Source organism: Brevibacillus sp. AY1 (genome assembly GCF_029870785.1).
GTDB classification, from domain to species: Bacteria; Bacillota; Bacilli; order Brevibacillales; family Brevibacillaceae; genus Brevibacillus; species Brevibacillus invocatus.
Genome location: NZ_JAFLPN010000022.1, coordinates 27,419 through 43,812 on the forward strand (window position 1 = coordinate 27,419; position 16,394 = coordinate 43,812).

The 16,394-nt window shown below is 49.5% G+C and carries 17 protein-coding genes; 2 read left to right on the plus strand and 15 right to left on the minus strand.

Translation table 11 applies throughout. From position 1 onward, the window contains the following. The 6 genes from JZI27_RS16770 to JZI27_RS16795 all read right to left on the minus strand — a co-directional run bounded on the left by JZI27_RS16770 (nucleotide 1) and on the right by JZI27_RS16795 (nucleotide 7,224). On the minus strand, nucleotides 1–1,026 hold the full coding sequence (locus tag JZI27_RS16770; RefSeq protein WP_280208355.1) for an asparaginase: 1,026 nt from the start codon (nucleotides 1,024–1,026) through the stop codon (nucleotides 1–3). Nucleotides 1,027–1,041: 15 nt separating this feature from the next. Continuing rightward, entirely contained in the window at nucleotides 1,042–2,010 is a 969-nt protein-coding gene (locus tag JZI27_RS16775; protein WP_122910828.1) for an ABC transporter ATP-binding protein, read from the minus strand. A gap of 12 nt (nucleotides 2,011–2,022) precedes the next feature. Next, entirely contained in the window at nucleotides 2,023–2,985 is a 963-nt protein-coding gene (locus tag JZI27_RS16780) for an ABC transporter ATP-binding protein (protein WP_481752821.1), read from the minus strand. A 15-nt stretch (nucleotides 2,986–3,000) separates the two neighbouring features. Further along, nucleotides 3,001–4,572, minus strand: coding sequence for an ABC transporter permease (locus JZI27_RS16785; protein WP_280208357.1), 1,572 nt, complete (start codon nucleotides 4,570–4,572; stop codon nucleotides 3,001–3,003). Between the two features lie 14 nt (nucleotides 4,573–4,586). Next, the gene (gene nikB / locus JZI27_RS16790) at nucleotides 4,587–5,510 is read right to left on the minus strand and encodes a nickel ABC transporter permease (protein ID WP_280208358.1); all 924 of its coding nucleotides are present in this window, start codon (nucleotides 5,508–5,510) and stop codon (nucleotides 4,587–4,589) included. 79 nt (nucleotides 5,511–5,589) lie between these two features. Then, on the minus strand, nucleotides 5,590–7,224 hold the full coding sequence (locus tag JZI27_RS16795; RefSeq protein WP_280208359.1) for a glutathione ABC transporter substrate-binding protein: 1,635 nt from the start codon (nucleotides 7,222–7,224) through the stop codon (nucleotides 5,590–5,592). Between the two features lie 219 nt (nucleotides 7,225–7,443). Here JZI27_RS16795 and JZI27_RS16800 point away from each other — a divergent pair, with 219 nt between their 5' ends. Next, the gene (locus JZI27_RS16800) at nucleotides 7,444–9,489 is read left to right on the plus strand and encodes a sigma 54-interacting transcriptional regulator (protein ID WP_280208360.1); all 2,046 of its coding nucleotides are present in this window, start codon (nucleotides 7,444–7,446) and stop codon (nucleotides 9,487–9,489) included. 32 nt (nucleotides 9,490–9,521) lie between these two features. Here the strand turns inward: JZI27_RS16800 and JZI27_RS16805 are convergent, their stop codons facing one another. The 7 genes from JZI27_RS16805 to JZI27_RS16835 form a co-directional block, all read right to left on the minus strand. After that, nucleotides 9,522–9,731 carry a hypothetical protein gene (locus tag JZI27_RS16805; protein WP_122911345.1) on the minus strand — a complete coding sequence of 70 codons (210 nt, stop codon included), beginning with the start codon at nucleotides 9,729–9,731 and terminating at the stop codon, nucleotides 9,522–9,524. Between the two features lie 171 nt (nucleotides 9,732–9,902). Continuing rightward, entirely contained in the window at nucleotides 9,903–10,328 is a 426-nt protein-coding gene (locus JZI27_RS16810) for an AbrB family transcriptional regulator (protein WP_280208362.1), read from the minus strand. Beyond that, complete coding sequence (locus JZI27_RS16815) at nucleotides 10,315–10,767, minus strand: AbrB family transcriptional regulator (RefSeq protein WP_280208364.1); 453 nt, start codon at nucleotides 10,765–10,767, stop codon at nucleotides 10,315–10,317. Before JZI27_RS16815 ends, JZI27_RS16810 begins: the two co-directional genes overlap by 14 nt. After that, nucleotides 10,661–11,578 (minus strand): LysR family transcriptional regulator, encoded by a 918-nt coding sequence (locus JZI27_RS16820; protein ID WP_280208367.1) that lies wholly within the window; start codon nucleotides 11,576–11,578, stop codon nucleotides 10,661–10,663. The genes JZI27_RS16815 and JZI27_RS16820 overlap by 107 nt, the downstream gene beginning before the upstream one ends. Before the next feature lie 3 nt (nucleotides 11,579–11,581). Further along, nucleotides 11,582–12,283: a TerC family protein gene (locus JZI27_RS16825; protein ID WP_280208369.1), complete on the minus strand. Its 702-nt coding sequence runs from the start codon at nucleotides 12,281–12,283 to the stop codon at nucleotides 11,582–11,584. Nucleotides 12,284–12,383: 100 nt separating this feature from the next. Continuing rightward, entirely contained in the window at nucleotides 12,384–12,596 is a 213-nt protein-coding gene (locus JZI27_RS16830; protein WP_122911343.1) for a hypothetical protein, read from the minus strand. Nucleotides 12,597–12,947: 351 nt separating this feature from the next. After that, nucleotides 12,948–13,313, minus strand: a complete 366-nt coding sequence (locus tag JZI27_RS16835) for a GNAT family N-acetyltransferase (protein ID WP_348521369.1) — start codon at nucleotides 13,311–13,313, stop codon at nucleotides 12,948–12,950. Between JZI27_RS16835 and JZI27_RS16840 the strand changes: the two genes are divergently transcribed. Then, nucleotides 13,253–14,173, plus strand: a complete 921-nt coding sequence (locus JZI27_RS16840; RefSeq protein WP_280208392.1) for a type 1 glutamine amidotransferase family protein — start codon at nucleotides 13,253–13,255, stop codon at nucleotides 14,171–14,173. The genes JZI27_RS16835 and JZI27_RS16840 overlap by 61 nt on opposite strands. Here JZI27_RS16840 and JZI27_RS16845 read toward each other — a convergent pair. Both JZI27_RS16845 and JZI27_RS16850 read right to left on the minus strand, forming a co-directional pair. Further along, nucleotides 14,133–15,557, minus strand: coding sequence for a SpoVR family protein (locus JZI27_RS16845; protein ID WP_251244994.1), 1,425 nt, complete (start codon nucleotides 15,555–15,557; stop codon nucleotides 14,133–14,135). The genes JZI27_RS16840 and JZI27_RS16845 overlap by 41 nt on opposite strands. 608 nt (nucleotides 15,558–16,165) lie before the next feature. Beyond that, nucleotides 16,166–16,348, minus strand: a complete 183-nt coding sequence (locus JZI27_RS16850) for a hypothetical protein (protein WP_251244766.1) — start codon at nucleotides 16,346–16,348, stop codon at nucleotides 16,166–16,168. Between the last annotated feature and the right edge of the window lie 46 nt (nucleotides 16,349–16,394).

Here is a 16,394-nt window from a genome sequence, read left to right on the forward strand (position 1 = left end):
TCAATTCCCCCTGTTTCCTTCAGTTTTTAATTGAAACACAGGCTCTACTTTCCCTACATGCTCCCCCTTCCTGTTTTGAATCACAGGTGTATGAAAGGCTTGCAGCGCCACTTCTTCATGGGGTGCAAGCTCACCCATCTGTTTGAGCACTTCGACAGCTGCGGGGTAGGCAGATCGCCAATTTCCGTCTGTTACTTTAATGGCAATACCGATTCCCTTCTCCATGAGTCCCAGGCAATAGACCCCCTCTGCACCGCCTTTTGCCAGTACTCGCCCCTTCGTGATCTGCATCGCTTCTGTGCAGAACTCGTTGGCTCCACTGACCATTTCCGGATATTGCACCATAGCCTGGGTGATACGCTTGATAGCCTGTTTCAACGAAGGCGGCTGGATCTCCTCAGGGTGGGCCAGCCTCGCAAACACATACGCCAGCTTGGATAAAGGAATGCCGAAGTTCGGTACGCCACATCCATCGATTCCCGTGATCACCTGCTCCTCTGGCAGCTCTGCCAGCTCCAGCAAGCTCTCCAGCACCTTTTGCTGTACAGGATGCTCCATGCGATGATAGCTGTCGATATCGCTCTCCAAATGCATCGCGAGCGCCAGCATCCCGGTATGCTTGCCTGAGCAATTGTTGTGAATCGGGCTCGGCTTGATCTGTTTTTGTACGAGTTCCAGATAACGCTCCTGACTGTACGGCGGATGAGCGCCGCACTGGAGATGCTCCTCCTGCAGCCCGATGCGAAACAGCATAGAGTTTACGACCTGCGTGTGCTGTTCTTCACCGTTGTGCGAGCCACAGCAGATGGCAATCTCCTTGTCATTCATGAGAAAGCGGTCCGCCGCCCCCGATTGAACGAGCGGAATCGTCTGAATCGGTTTTAGCGCAGAGCGGGTATACGTCATTCGTGAGACGTCTCCGACACGGTACAGAAGATTTCCCTGCCAATCGACAACTGCGATGCTGCCTGTATGTTCACTTTCGATATGATTTCCGCGTTTTATGACGACCAATGTTTCTTCCATATTGAGTTCCTCTCCTTAGGTGTAGAGATGACACGCTACCCCGTGATCCTCTTCAAGCTGAATCATGGTCGGCCTCACTTCTTTGCAGATCGCTTCTGCTTTGGGACACCTGGTCACAAACGCGCAGCCCGCAGGTGGATTGGACGGCGAAGGCACTTCACCGCGCAACAGAATCCGCTCCTTTTTTCTGCGAGGATCGGCAGCAGGGATAGCAGACAAAAGCGACTGTGTATACGGATGCAAAGGCTTGGCGTAAATTTTTTCCGCTGTTCCCAGCTCTGCCATGCGACCCAGATACATGACTCCCAAGCGATTGCACAAATGCTTCACTACAGCCAGGTCGTGAGAAATAAACAAATAGGTAAGCCCGAACTCTTCCTGAATATCTTGCAGCAAATTCAAAATTTGGGACTGGATCGACACATCCAGCGCTGAAACGGGTTCGTCAGCAACGATGAGCTGCGGCTTGAGGATCAATGCTCGGGCAATGCAAATGCGCTGCCTCTGGCCACCGGAAAATTCATGCGCATACCTTTTCAAATAGGAACGGTTCAACCCGCACACGTCCATCATGTCCGCAATCATTCGCTGCCTTTGTCCAGAATCTCCAATCTGATGGGCTTTCAATGGCTCTTCCAAGATTTGCTCGATCGTGAAACGAGGATTCAAGGAAGCATACGGGTCCTGAAAGACCATCTGCATATCCTTGCGCTTCTCCCTCATCTGCGGCGGAGAGATGGTTGCCAAATCCTCGCGACCAAACCACACCTGTCCGGAAGTAGGCTTGATCAGATTCAGCACAGCCCTGCCGGTCGTCGATTTTCCGCAGCCGGACTCGCCTACAAGCCCAAACGTTTCTCCTCTGGTGATCTCAAAGGAAACGTCATCTACGGCTCTGACAAAGCCCTGGGTCCGTTGAAAAATTCCCTTTTTCACGGGGAAGTGCACCTTGAGGTTATGTACTTCCAATAGCGATTCCGTCATGTTCGTCCTCCATTACTCGGCATACAGCCAGCAGCGGCATGTATGGCTTTGCTCCAGCTCTAGCAGCTCGGGATGTTCTTGCTCGCAGCGTGCGATGGCGTCCGGACATCTGTCGCGGAATCGGCAGCCCGGGATGACGGTATCCGGTGTAGGGACCTGTCCTGCAATGGAAAAGAGGCGTCTTTTTTTCTCCTCCAGATTGGGGATGGATTCGAGCAGACCGCGCGTATACGGATGCTTGGGATTGTGAAAAAGCGTATCCACATCTGCTTCCTCGACAATCTCCCCCGCATACATGACGATGACTCTGTCGCACATCTCCGCTACGACTCCCAGATCATGGGTGACCAGCAAGATCGCGGTCTGCGTTTTTTCTTTCAGCTCCCGCATGAGGTCCAGGATCTGCGCCTGGATCGTCACATCCAGCGCTGTCGTCGGTTCATCCGCGATGAGCATCTGCGGATGACACGCAAGGCCGATGGCGATCATCACCCGCTGACGCATACCACCCGAGAGTTCGTGTGGATAACTGGCATAAATCTGCTCGGCACGCGAGATCCCCACCAGCTTGAGCATTTCGATAGAGCGCTCCTTGGCTTGTTTCTTGGTCAAGTCCGTATGAAGCAGAATCACTTCATCCAGTTGGCGGCCAATCGTAAAGACTGGTGTGAGCGACGTCATCGGTTCCTGAAAAATCATAGAGATTTCATTGCCGCGAATCTTGTTCATTTCCTTTTCCTTGAGAGAGAGCAAATCCACGCCTTTGTAGCGAATTTCACCCGATACGATTTTTCCGGGAGGAGTCGGGATGAGTCTCATGATCGACAGCGAGGTCACGCTTTTGCCGCAGCCTGATTCCCCGACCAGCCCTAGCGTCTCCCCTTTTTTCACATGAAAGGAAATGCCTTTCACGACGCTATATTCTTTATCCTCATTGCGAAATTGAACGGTTAGCCCTTTTACTTCCAGCATCATTTCCTGCACGCTCGCTCACTCCTTCATTTTCGGATCTAGCGCGTCCCTCAGACCGTCGCCCAGCAGGTTGAAGCTAAGCACCGTGATGACGATCGCAAGTCCCGGAAAAAAGGTGGGGTGAAACAGGTTTCGACTGTTGTCCTTCGCCGCACTCAGCATCGCCCCCCATTCGGGAGCCGTGATGTCGCCGCCCAAACCGAGGAAGCTCAGTGAGGCTCCGATCAAGATGGCCGTACCGATGCGCATGGTCAGATACACCATGACGACTGACATCGTGCCCGGGAAGATATGGCGCATGATGATGACGGAGTCGCGCACACCGATCGATTTTGCCGCCTCGACATAGGTCATTTCCTTTAATGCCATCGCGCTTCCCCGAACGATGCGGATAAAGATCGGGACCGTAAAGACCGCTACCGCAAAAATAATGTTGGTCACACCCGGTCCGAGCAAAGCAATGACAGCGATCGCCAGCAAGATCCCCGGGAAAGCCAGCAGGACGTCAGTGAACCGGGTGATCCAGCCGTCTATCCATCTGCCGTAATAGCCGGCGACCAGTCCCAATATTGTACCGATCACGGCACCAATCGCTACCGAAACAAAGCCGATCAGCATCGTCTCTCGCGTACCCAGGAGAACACGCGAAAGAATATCGCGATTCTGATGATCGGTACCAAACCAGTGCAAGCTGGATGGAGGCTGGTGCTTGTAAGCATTGATCAGCTCGATTTGCAGCTCATCCGGCTCCACGCTGACAGGTATCGGAGCGGCGAGTGGTTGATTCACCGCAATCGGAATTACGGTAGAAACGCCGTCCACGGACATCCTGACCGTCCCGATCCCCTCCCCGACTGCCTCGATCATTCCCTCCGGGGTCACTTCCACAACGCTGGAATCGGAGGACTGGAATACCAGCCCGCTCATCTGCCCAGCCCCTCCCTGCGTCGAAGAGCTGCTATTGGAAAAGCCATCGTTCGCAACCGGTTTGGATACTTCGACAGCCTTGTTTTTCTCCGTAAATGCCAGGATGTCCGCAAGTCCTGTCACTTCATTGCCATTCGTCAAAACCGCGGCAACCTCCACTTGGGCGCTCTCCCCCAACTTCAGGGAATACTGCGGGGTTTTGGCGAACAACCGTGACACATATACCTGTCCGTCATCCTGACTGGACACGACCACTTTGAAACGCGAGGCTAACTCGCCAGTTGCGATCAGGATCGATGTGGAGCCATCTCCACTGGCATTGACTAACACTCCATCTCCCGTTTTTCGTGCAGCCGCAATTTGACGATTTTCGCTTTGCAAGGTGAGATTGGTTACATCTTCCCCCGTCTTTTTGCTGCCATCACTCATCCACAGCACAAGCGGCACACTCACACTGGTGATTTGATTGACTTCGATTCCCTTTGCCTGATATTGATCCGTGACAGGACGGTGCGGGTCAAAAGGTGCCAGCCAAGGAGCCAACAGGCCGACGACAATGATGGCCATAACGGCACCAAGAGAGATCAAAGCGACTCGTTGCTTGCGAAACTTGCCGAGAAACGTTCGAAAAGGAGATGGCGGTTTGCGTTCATTGGTCTGCATAAGGACTCTCCTTGCTATTCGTAACGTATTTGAGGATTTAACAAACCGTAGCTAATATCCACAATCAGGTTGACCACCAGGAACTGAACTGAGAAGAGCAAAATCAGCGCCTGGATGACAGGATAATCGCGCGTCAAAATGGAGTCGATCAGATAGGAACCCAGGCCAGGCCACGCAAAAACCTGTTCCACTACGACTGCTCCGCCAAGCAAAAAGCCAAATTGCAAGCCTGTCATGGTCACCACCGGAATCAATGCGCTTCGCAGAACATGCGTCAATACGATGGTCCACTCCTTTTGTCCCTTTGCACGTGCGGTCCGGACATAATCTTCACGCAGCACTTCCAAAATACTCGATCTCGTAAACCGGGCAATAATTGCGGCAACGCCGAGTCCAAGCGTGAGTGAGGGCAGGATCAGATGACCGATGCTTCCGCTCCCGCTCGTGGGAAACCATCCCAGCTGCACCGCAAAAATCTGCATGAGCATGAGGCCAAACCAGAATTCTGGAATGGACAGCGCGGTGATGGCGGAAACCATCCCGAGTCGATCCAGCCAGGAGTTTCTTTTGACTGCCGAAATAATTCCGACGAATAGCCCGATGACAACCGCCCACAGCATGCTGGCGAACGTCAGGATCAGCGTGTAATTGAAGCGGCGCAAAATCTCATCGGAAACATTCGCTTTCGTCCGGTAGGAGGTGCCGAAATCACCATCCAGCACGATGTTGCTGACGTAGCGTACATACTGTTCATAGAGCGGATCGTTGAATCCCTCTTTTTCCTTGAGCATTTCATAGGTTGACGCATCGATTTCATTGCCATAAAGAATTCGGATCGGATCGCCGGGGGTCAGATGAACAAACAGAAACGATAGGATCGAGACCATCACCAGCATCGGCACTATTCCGACTGTTCGTCTTACGATAAAGGAAAACATGATGCTCACCTCTTCATGGAAGCGTGGAGCATGCAGTCCCCAACTTTCATTGAGGACTGCGTCCACAGCACGTTTTGCTCTATTTCTTTTCTACGTTGTCTACGACGACTGTATCGCTAGGCAGGACTGTGACACTCGTGACGCTGCTTGCCTTCGCTACGACATTGTCCGGCACATGCAGGAACACCCAAGGCGCATCCTCCACGATGATCCTTTGCACTTCTGCGTATTTCTTCATCGCTTCGTCTTTATTGGCGATCGTGATCGCTTCATCCAGAAGCTGGTCTACCTGCGGATTGCTGTAAAAGCCTGAGTTGTTGTTGGCCGGGCCGAAGCTTTTCGTATGGAAGTTGGGGCGAATGCCGTAATCCACTTCCCCCGTACCAGGCGACCAACGACCGATCCACAGATCCGTACCCTTGTTGTTGTCCAGCATGTCAAACAGTGTACCGCTCTCGAAAGCCTGTACCTTCGCTTTGATTCCTACTTTGTCGAGCTGCATCGCCACATTTTCGGCAATGGCGATAAACTCACTGGAATTGCGCGTCCACAGCGTCGCTTCGAATCCGTCTTTCACTCCTGCTTCAGCAAGCAGCTTTTTCGCCTGATCAGGATTGTATTCATACACCTTTTGCTGCGCGTAGCCATACGTATTCGGGGCGATTGGAGAGTCCGCCACTTGACCGTAGCCGTCAAGTACCCCTGCAATCAGATCATCCTTGTTGATCGCATGGTTCATGGCTTGTCTGACACGCTTATCCGCGTACTTCTTGTCTTTCATGTTGATCCCGACGTAGTACACGTTCAGGGATGGAGCCGTAAATACGTTATAATTGCTGTCCGATGCAATTTCCTTGGCATTCAGAGTCGGCAGCTTGGAGATAATGTCGGTTTCGCCTGCCTTCAGCATGTTGATCCGCGTACTCGCTTCGGTCACAGGCTTATAGACAATGGCTTCCACCTTTGCTTTGGCATCTTTGTTCCAATAGTTCTCATAAGGAACGAGCTTCACATGCTGGTTGTCTTTCCACTCGCCGAACTGGTACGGGCCTGTTCCCACCGGATTGCGGTCCAGATTGAAGCTGGCGTCAGCCTGTTTCTTTTTTATTGCCTCCATCGACTTCATCGAAGAGGCAGGGTGTGCCAGATAGGAGAGCATGGTGGAATTCGGCGAAGTCGCCACGATGGTCACATGTGTCGGGTCTTTGACTACCACTTCCTTGATAAACGAGAAGAAGTTTCTGCGTGCCATGCCGTTCTTTTCATCCAGAACAAAGTCGAGGTTGGCTTTCACGACTTCCGCGTTGAACGGAGAACCATCGTGGAAGGTGACGCCCTCGCGCAAGGTAAAGGTGATTTCTGTCGCATCCTCGTTGAAGGCGTACTCAGTCGCCAATTGAGGAATCGGCTCCATTTTGTCGTTGAAGGTCATCAGTCCTTCAAACATCGTGCTCTGGACAGAAATGGAGTTGCCATCGGTGACATTCTGCGGGTCCATCGAGATCGGCTCGGCCTCCATCGCAAGTGTGACGACCTTGGGCTCTTCTTTTTTCTCTGTCTGTGTAGTCGCCGGTGCCGGGCTGCTCTGTTGTGGTGCAGCAGTATTGCCTGCGGGCTGCTCCTGTGGTTTTTCAGCCGTTTGAGAGCACGCCGCCAATAATCCTGCTGCCAGAACACAGCTTAAGCCGATACGTAGATGTCTGCTTTTTTTCATGAAATTTCCCCCTCCTAAAAATGAATGGCTGTCATCGACCTTTTTAGCAAGGACTGTGCCAATATTCAAAACGCCCCCAACCCGCCTGTTTATTTATAATTTTCACTCTTTTCTGGACATATTTGATTTTTCTCGACTATAATGGTTGAAAAAATCGATTTATAAACACCCATTAACAACCATTTAAAACCCATTCTGTTCCGCAAAGGAGATGCGCTCTTGTACACAAAAGAGCTGATTTTATTAACAGGAACGACGGAAACAAGAAAAACATTGGTCAACCAGCTGCAGGAAGTCATTGGCGATTTTGTCCGCATTCATCATTTTTCGATCGAAGAAGGAATTCCGCACGTTTTTTCCAATCAGCTCATCATTCTCTCTACTTCCATCATCGAAGAAGAAACCGCCCCCTATATCGGTAGCGGCTGCAAAGTGGTCGTCGCCAAGCGAACGGTGAATTTTGAGCATATCGACAAGCTTCTCTTTCTCCCCGAGAATACCGATGCACTATATGTAAATGACGCTCCGGAAACGGTCTATGAATCGATTGAAACTCTGCTCCAGATGGGGATTAACCACATTCGCTACCACCCTTTCTATCCCGGCAAGAAAAACTACGCCGAGGTGAAGATTGCCATTACTCCCGGTGAAATCAATCTGGTTCCCCCATTCATCCAGGAGGTGGTCAATATCGGCCCCAGGCTGATCGATATTACGACGCTCATGACGATCTTGCAGCATCTCCATCTCATGGAAAAAAAGGGGGACATTGTCTCCGAGAAATACATACGCAAAATCATCGACCTCAGCCAGAAGCTATCCAAGACCACCAAGGAATCCGACAGGCTCAACAAGCACCTCAAGCAGGTGCTGGACGGCGTAAACGACGGGATATTGGCGGTGAACAACAAAGGCGTCATCACTGTTTTCAATGAAAATTTAGCCCATATGCTGGGGATGCATTCGACTAAAGCCATCGGACGAAATCTGCAGGACATTTTCCGCAATCCGGAGTTGATCGGGTTCATTCTCGATGATTCACGGGAGGAGTGGGGCTGGTTCTCCATCTTTCAAACCGATGTCATCGTTCACCGATTTTACCTGGAAACAGAAGGGGCCATCGTGGCCACCTTCAAAAATGCTCACGAAACCATTGAAGTTGAAAAAACAATTCGTCGGGAGCTTGTAAAAAAAGGCTACATTGCTAAATACACCTTTCAGGATATACAGGGAGTCAGCTCCAGCATTCAAAAATGCAAGCAGATTGCTGCCAAGATCGCCAAGACCAATTTGACTGTGCTGATTGAGGGAGAGAGCGGTACCGGAAAAGAGCTGTTTGCGAGCGCCATTCACAATGAATCCCTGCGTCAGGACGGCCCTTTTTTGGCAGTAAACTTTAGCGCACTGCCGGATGATCTCGTTGAAAGCGAATTGTTCGGCTATGAAGAAGGAGCATTTACAGGGGCAAAAAAAGGAGGAAAGGTCGGACTGTTCGAGCAGGCAAACGGAGGTACGCTATTCCTGGATGAAATCGGAGATATCAGCTTGAAGCTTCAAGCCCGGCTATTGCGCGTCCTGCAAGAAAAGGAGATCATGCGCATCGGCGGCAACAAAATCATCCCCATCGATGTGCGCATTATCGCGGCCACCAATAAAAATCTGCTGCACATGATTGAACAAGGCACCTATCGTGCCGACCTCTACCATCGCCTCAAAATCTTGTTTATCCATCTGCCTGAGCTGCGCAATCGCAAAGCGGATATTCCGCATCTGGTAAAGGTGTTTCTTCGCCAAAGCGGGAGAAGCCACATGCAGATCATGCCTGAAGTGATGGAGCATCTGATTCGATATCAATGGAATGGCAACGTGCGAGAGCTGAAAAATATCATCGATTACATGCTGGCGGTGTGCGACGAGTCGAGCATCACGTTGGATGATCTACCCAGCGAAAGCTTTTTTCAGCCCACTGCTGCCAACGCTCTCAGCCGTGAGACATTGGAGGAGCTGCCGAGCGATACAGAGGAATTTCTTTTTATCCTGGAAACGATTTTTACGAACAACCAACTGGGTGAATCGATAGGGAGAAAAAAAATCGCAGAAAAAACGCAAGCGTGGAAAAAGGATCTGTCCGAACAACAGCTGCGCACGAGGTTGAAAGCTTTGGAAGCGCGTGGCTTCATTCTCACTTCGCGGGGGAGGACAGGGATCAAGCTGACGAGCTCGGGATTGGAATACTTGACGAAAAAAGAAAATCGCCCCTTCTAAAGGTGGCGAGAGATCCCTTCTATACTGTTCATTTACTGTGCCTTCAGGGTCATGAGGCGGAACACAGCGCTCAACAGGAAAATGTTCATACCAGCAATCAGGCATCCGATCGAAACCATCAGCGGGAAATTTTCCGATCTGAGATCGCTTACATTGAACACCAGCAAAAGCATACCGACGATTGTTGCAGTCCAAGCCATCCATTTTAATGTATTCGCAGCTTTATGATCTTGATTATTCATGTTGCATAACCCCTTATCATCCGTAGTAAGATAGCGCTTCCTTATTTGTTGCTTTGATTGTAACATAAAATTCACTTTTTGTTCATGCTTTGTTCAATTTTTTATTAGAAATTTGTCAAAAGTTTTTCCGTAAACCTATTGGCTAGGCGATTGTTATTCTTTTCCTCTGTGTCAAAAACGTGAAGGTTTAAAAAAAACCTGCGTCGTCCACGAATGGAAAACGCAGGTTTTGATTTGGGCTACGCTGTTTAACGAATTGGCTGCTTCCATCACTTCCGGATGGCGCTTCAACCACGTGCGTACTCCCAACGAAAACAGAGTAAGAACGAACAGCACACGGAACAATTGAAAAGCGGACACCAATAACGGATCTGCTCCTATCGTCATCGCAGTAAGGCTCATCTCCGCGATTCCTTCAGGAGCGACAGCCAACAGGTTGGTCGCCATGCTGGTCTCAGTCAGATAGCTCATGGTGAAGGCCAGCAGGATTACCAATAGGATCAGAAGCATTGCTTGCATCAGGCCAAGCAGGAAATATCTGCGATGATTTCTGATATCCTCTCTGCGGAAGCCCAAGCCAACGCTAATTCCGATCAAAATCTGTGCCCCAATCACCCTGCCCCATGCCGGGAGTCAGTGTAGCGGTCTCAGAAGCATGGGACAGCCAGGTCACGATGAACGGCACACATAGCACCACGGCGACAGCGCGGATCGAGTGAAAAATGGTAATGATCTGTTGATTTCCTCCCACCGACTGCCCGACTGCTACCATCTCCGACAAGCCACCGGGAATGTTGCTGAATACAGCCGTGATGCCATCGACCTTTCCTACCTTATGGAGCAGCCAGGCATTTCCCAAGCCAATCAACACAGTCATACACGTCGTAATCAGCATCAAACCGAGATGACCTGTCATAGCCTGCCAGATTTCAGTCGTCATGTGCAAGCCAAGCGATATGCCGATCACGACCAATCCGATATTTCGAAAGGATCGGGGAATCCACAAGTTTTTTACGCCAAGAAAAATGCTGATCACCGTGGTGACCAAAGCACCGAGCAACCAAGGCAGCGGACTGTTCAATCGTCTTCCCGTGTTCGTCGGTCAGCGCTTGGGTAAAGAGATGCTCCTTTCCTTTCAGCACAAAGCGCGGCAGAATCGCATAGCCCAAGCCGTTTGCCACCATTTCGGTACACGTATCCGCCTTGTCGACCTCCATCCCGACCATGGGAGGCTGTGCATAGTGACCCGTCCACCGATTTTCCAACAACGCCAGAAATAGCGGATCGGTCTCGTAATCGATCCGCGGCAGATTGGGGAGCTCCTGCAGTTCGACTGCATCTTTAGAGACCACGCAGATGCTCTCCTCGAACAGCAGCAGCTTTCGATCTGCCCATTTGTAGTCCCCGCGTACGAAGCCGACATGCACATCCTGGTTGTACACGGACTTGTAAACCTCTTTGCTAAAGCCTGTTAGCACTTTTAACTCCACACCAGGATACTCCTGTGAAAAAAGCTTCAACAGGCGCGGAAGCTGGTACCTGGCAAAGTAGTTGGAGACACCAAGACGTAGCGTACCCGTTACGGTTTCTTTCATGTTGGCGACATGTTCCTTGATTTTGCGCAGGCGAAGCAGCATTTCATCCGCACATCTGGCCAAATACTCCCCCTCTGGTGTAAATTGAACACCTCTTGGGCCCCGTTGCACGATCTGGACGTCGAACTCTTTTTCAATCTGACGCAGGCGTTTGGTGAGAGCTGGCTGAGAGATATACAACGCATGAGCTGTCTTCGTAATATTTTGTTCCTGATACAGCATGTGAAGGATTTGCCAATCCCGATACTCCATAGGCTATACATTCTCCGCATTTTTATTGGTGGTAGGATTCGAATCAGGCTTCGAGCCGTGACGCTTCATATAAGATCCCAAAGCAATGACCACAAGTGTCAAGGCAACGGGCAGGATAGTCGGCGAAAGCGGCACATACTTCTCTACGTACAGCCCGACCAGCTTGTCCCCCATAATCATTTGACCCGCTGTAAAACCCAGCATCCCTGCTCCAAGCAACACGATGACGGGAAAGCGTTTCATCAGCTTCATCAGCAAGCGGCTTCCCCAGATAATCATCGGAATACTGATGGCAAGCCCGATCACGACCAGGAGCATGCTGCCTTTTGCTGCACCAGCAACGGCAATGACATTATCCAAGCTCATAATCATATCCGCAAAAATAATCGTTTTCAGTGCTCCCATCATCGATGAGCTGCTCTCGACTTCACTGTCTTCCTCTTCGCCCTTCAACAGCTCGATCGCGATCACCAGAAGCAGCAGACCGCCCACTACCTGAACAAGCGGAATTTTCAAGAGCCAGATCGCTATAAAAGTCAGGACGACCCGCATTCCAACAGCCCCAAATGTTCCCCAAAAAATGGCCTTTTTCTGCAGCTGAGGATTCAAATTGCGGCAAGCCAGTGCGATCACGACGGCATTGTCGCCACTCAACACCAGATCGACGATGATCAGCTGCAGGACACTAAGTAGAAATTCTGTCATGATTGCTCCCCCATAACAACGTAAATAGTTACCTTTATCATAGACTTATCATTCGCTACACGCAGTATGATTTCAATTATTTTCCTGTATAGGGTGAATGCTAGGAGGCGCTTCGGAACAAATAGAAAAGGTCATCATCTCTGTGGTAGGATAACGACCTTTTGTGCTTGTTCTGATGCAGTTTTTCAGTCTTTGTCTTCGTCACGCGCTGTTTCATATCCGCAAATGCAAAAATGCTTCTGTTCAGCTCCGGATTGCGTTTGCCTTCGCGCGCCCACTTCTCGCGTTGCTTGCGTGCGCTGCTTTTTGCCATGCTGGTTCACTCCTTTATGATGATTGGCTTGGTGTTATCATACGGCTAGTTTTCTTCAGATGCAACCCTTACAAGCAATAAAAGATCTAATGAACCGACCACACTCCCATTCAAATAAACGAGATGCGGTCAGTTCATAGAAGATTTTTTTGATTACTTAAGAGAATCACTTCCATAAATAATTTTATGGATTTATCCGCAATATATCTCAGCTGTTGCTCATACTTTCCGTCTTTTTTTATAGATTGGATAAACTGGGATATGTCTGCTGTTTGATGTATTAATAGGTCAGTGGTTTTCCTAGAAGGATTACATATCAGATTTCCATTTTCCAGCTCATAAAAGATGCTTTTATTTCGATTGTGAAGGATTTGGTGTTCTATTGCATCCTGAAAATCCGTAAGGGTGAACATTATCAATCCCTACCTTTACAGCGAACATTCTAAGGTAAAAATCAATTGCGTTCGTATTTCTCTGATAAACTTTTAGTTGTATCGCTTCATTCTGCCTCTTTACAAACTCTAGCAGTTGTTTTCCATACCCTTTATTGTGTTGAGTCACATCAATGAACAATGCTGCTAGGTAATTGTCAACCATTGATACAAAACCTAAAACCTTCGTGCCTTGTTCAATAACATATGTCTGCAGATACGGGATTGCTGCAAGGGAAATCATCCACCATACATTGGCAATTCTTTGACCAGACAAAAAAGGCATTTCCTGAAACGAACTGGATAAGGGACCAGCGGTTTGTTGTTGGTAGCGAGAATATGGTTTCTTCGCCTGGTCTCACATCCGGTATCGATGCAACCCTCTATGTGATCTCACAACAATTGGGCGAATCCATGGCTGAAAAAATAGCTAACGAAATGAATTATCCTTCTTACCATTTTGTCAAAAATCCAAAGGTTGATCCTTATTATATTGATCTGAGCGAATCTGTTTATTTGTTCAATCAAGCATTCCAATGGAACCAGAAACAGACAGGCGTGCTGCTGTATGACGGGATGGATGAAGGGGAGCTGTCAACGATTTATGATACGTATGCCGCTTCCGGAACGACTAAGGTAATTTCCCTTTCAAATTCGAAACAGCCGATCGTGACAAAATATAAACTTAACCTTATTGCAAAATATCAAATAGAGAATGGTCCGGAGCTGGATCGTGTGATCGTTCCGGTAAGCGATGCAAAAACCTTGGCAGATAAGATTGTAAAAGAGTGGTACGAAAAAGGAAGTGCCTTGGAGCCAGAATTCTTGCACAGCGATTCAGCAGACAGATTTATGTTCGATGCGCCGCTTGAAGATTTGTCGCGGCAGGAAGATATTCAGACAGCTATTTACGGAGCAAAACGTCTGGAGTATCGCGCTGACTACTTGAAATTCGAGGGTATCCCGTTTTCTATCGAATCCTTCGGCGTTCCGCTTTTGCTTACAGTAGTAGCTTTACTGACAGCATTCTTTATCACCGTAGCCCCGATCCGGATGTCGGACCGAGTCTACGGTTTTCCCACTTTTCTTTCAGCCTATTCTTTGGCTACAAAAACCGGCGATTCACTTTCTTCCCTTCATAGGTGAACAGTACCTGGCGATCCTCGATCACGGATTCCAGATGGACATTTTTGCCCCAGAGATGGTACACGTATGGCAACGTCTTCTCCACATATTTGACATCCAGCTCCAGCCCCTCGAAATGATGCTTGAGATACAGCTCGCCTGTACGCAAATGGTCGCCATCGTGAACCATGACGTAAGGGAAGCCTCCGTTCACGCGCGTCTCCGCCAGGGCATCCCGCACCTGCTCCCACTGTTTGTCGGTTACGACCCACTCGTTTCCTTGCTTGCCAAACATATATAGATCCAGCTTGCTGACGAGATCTTCTGTGAGGAAATTGCGGATAAAGCTGATATCGGACTCCAGCTCCCGCACCTCAAACAGCTTCGCGCGCCCCTCTCCAGGCTTGCGTCCAAATCGCTCCTGTTCTTCCTTCGTCGGATTGTTCCAGCGTTCCTCGATATCCTCAAAGATTTTCAAGCCGAGATGGTACGGATTGATGCTCGTCGTGGACGGCTGGATCACGGAGGAGTGCAGCTTGGCAAAATCAATTGTCTCCGCCTCGGTGAGCTCCATCTCCCGCAGGATGCGCATATGCCAGTAGGTCGCCCAGCCTTCGTTCATGATCTTCGTCTCCAGCTGCGGCCAGAAATACAGCATTTCATCTCGGATGATCGTCAGGACGTCGCGCTGCCAGTCATCCAGCACCGTGCTGTACTCCATGATGAACAGCAGCAGGTCTTTCTCCGGTGAAGGCGGGAATTTGCGCACAGCAGGCTTCGCTGCGGCTTCTTGGTCCTTCTTCTCCTTCTGATCCAGTCCCCACAGATCGTCGTAAGGGCTGGTGCGCTCTCTTCCCTTGTTCACAGGCTCCTCCGGCTCCCGCTTCCAGCGAAGCTTGGGACGCATGAGGCTGGGATCGATATGCTCCTGGATGGCGAGTGCCGCATCCAGCAGATTTTCTACTGCTTCTTTTCCGTACTGAATTTCGTACTGGCGAATGCGCTCCGAGCTTGCGGCCATGCTCTCGACCATGTCGCGATTGGTGTTGGAGAAGCGCATGTTGTTCTTGAAAAAGTCGCAGTGAGCCAAAACGTGTGCCACGATCAGCTTGTTCTGGATGAGCGTATTTCCATCCAAGAGAAAGGCGTAACACGGATTGGAGTTGATCACCAGCTCGTAAATTTTACTCAGGTTCAGATCGTATTGCAGCTTCATCCGATGAAAGGATTTTCCGAAGCTCCAGTGCGAGAATCGCGTCGGCATGCCGTACGCACCGAATGTATAAATGATATCAGCCGGACAAATCTCATAGCGCATCGGAAAGAAATCAAGGCCAAACCCCTTGGCGATTTCCGTTATTTCATCGATGGATCGCTCCAGCTCCTTGCGTTCTTCGTTTGTCATACATTCCCCTCCTCTTTGCCACACCTGCTATATGTATATGGGGAATTGGGGCAAAAGAAGCCATGTTTGCGGAATATGTGATATGTATTGAAGGATTGCCCAACGCATGGATGCACTGGGCATTTCCCCTAAAATTTTGTCCAACTTGTGAATTCGTATGTGAGAGAGCGATAAAAACACTTACATCACAAGAATTTTTTTTGCTATAGTAACAAACAGACAGGAGGTATACAGACATATGAGTGTACGTTGACGGTTGATGAATTTCTCATTTAATCCCATATTTATTCTGAAAATTCGGTAAATAATAGTCCACTATTTTTACTAAAGGAGTTCGAACAAGTGAGCAAGGAAATGAAAACAGGGCCTATTATGGCGGCCCTATTAGTTGCAGGTTTTTTACGCTCTTTGGCTGCCTCTAAGCTTGCTTGCTGTCCTATTAGAAAACTTGGCTACGCCAAGCTTTTGGCGGAGCCTTAGTTGCACTTATCCTATCTTCCGCTAATCTTTTTAGCGCTTTAGTGCACTTAAACTTTCCGATAGTACAAAAAAAGGCGCCCCCCATTCTGGAGACACCTCTAGTCGTCACATGCATGACACTCCATCACTTACCTTTGAAACCAGTCGCGAACACCCGAATAAATCAAAGCGCCAGAAAAGACAAGCATGGCGATGATTCCGATGCCATCTGCCACTGGATCCAGTCCGGAAAGGAAAGAACCTTCCAACGGCGTTTTCAGCAAGCCATATCCGCCAAGCAGACCGCCTGCCAGAGAAAGCCATTTACTCATATCCAGTTCACCTCCTGGTACAGTGGAGGCTTGGTAACCCACTGTA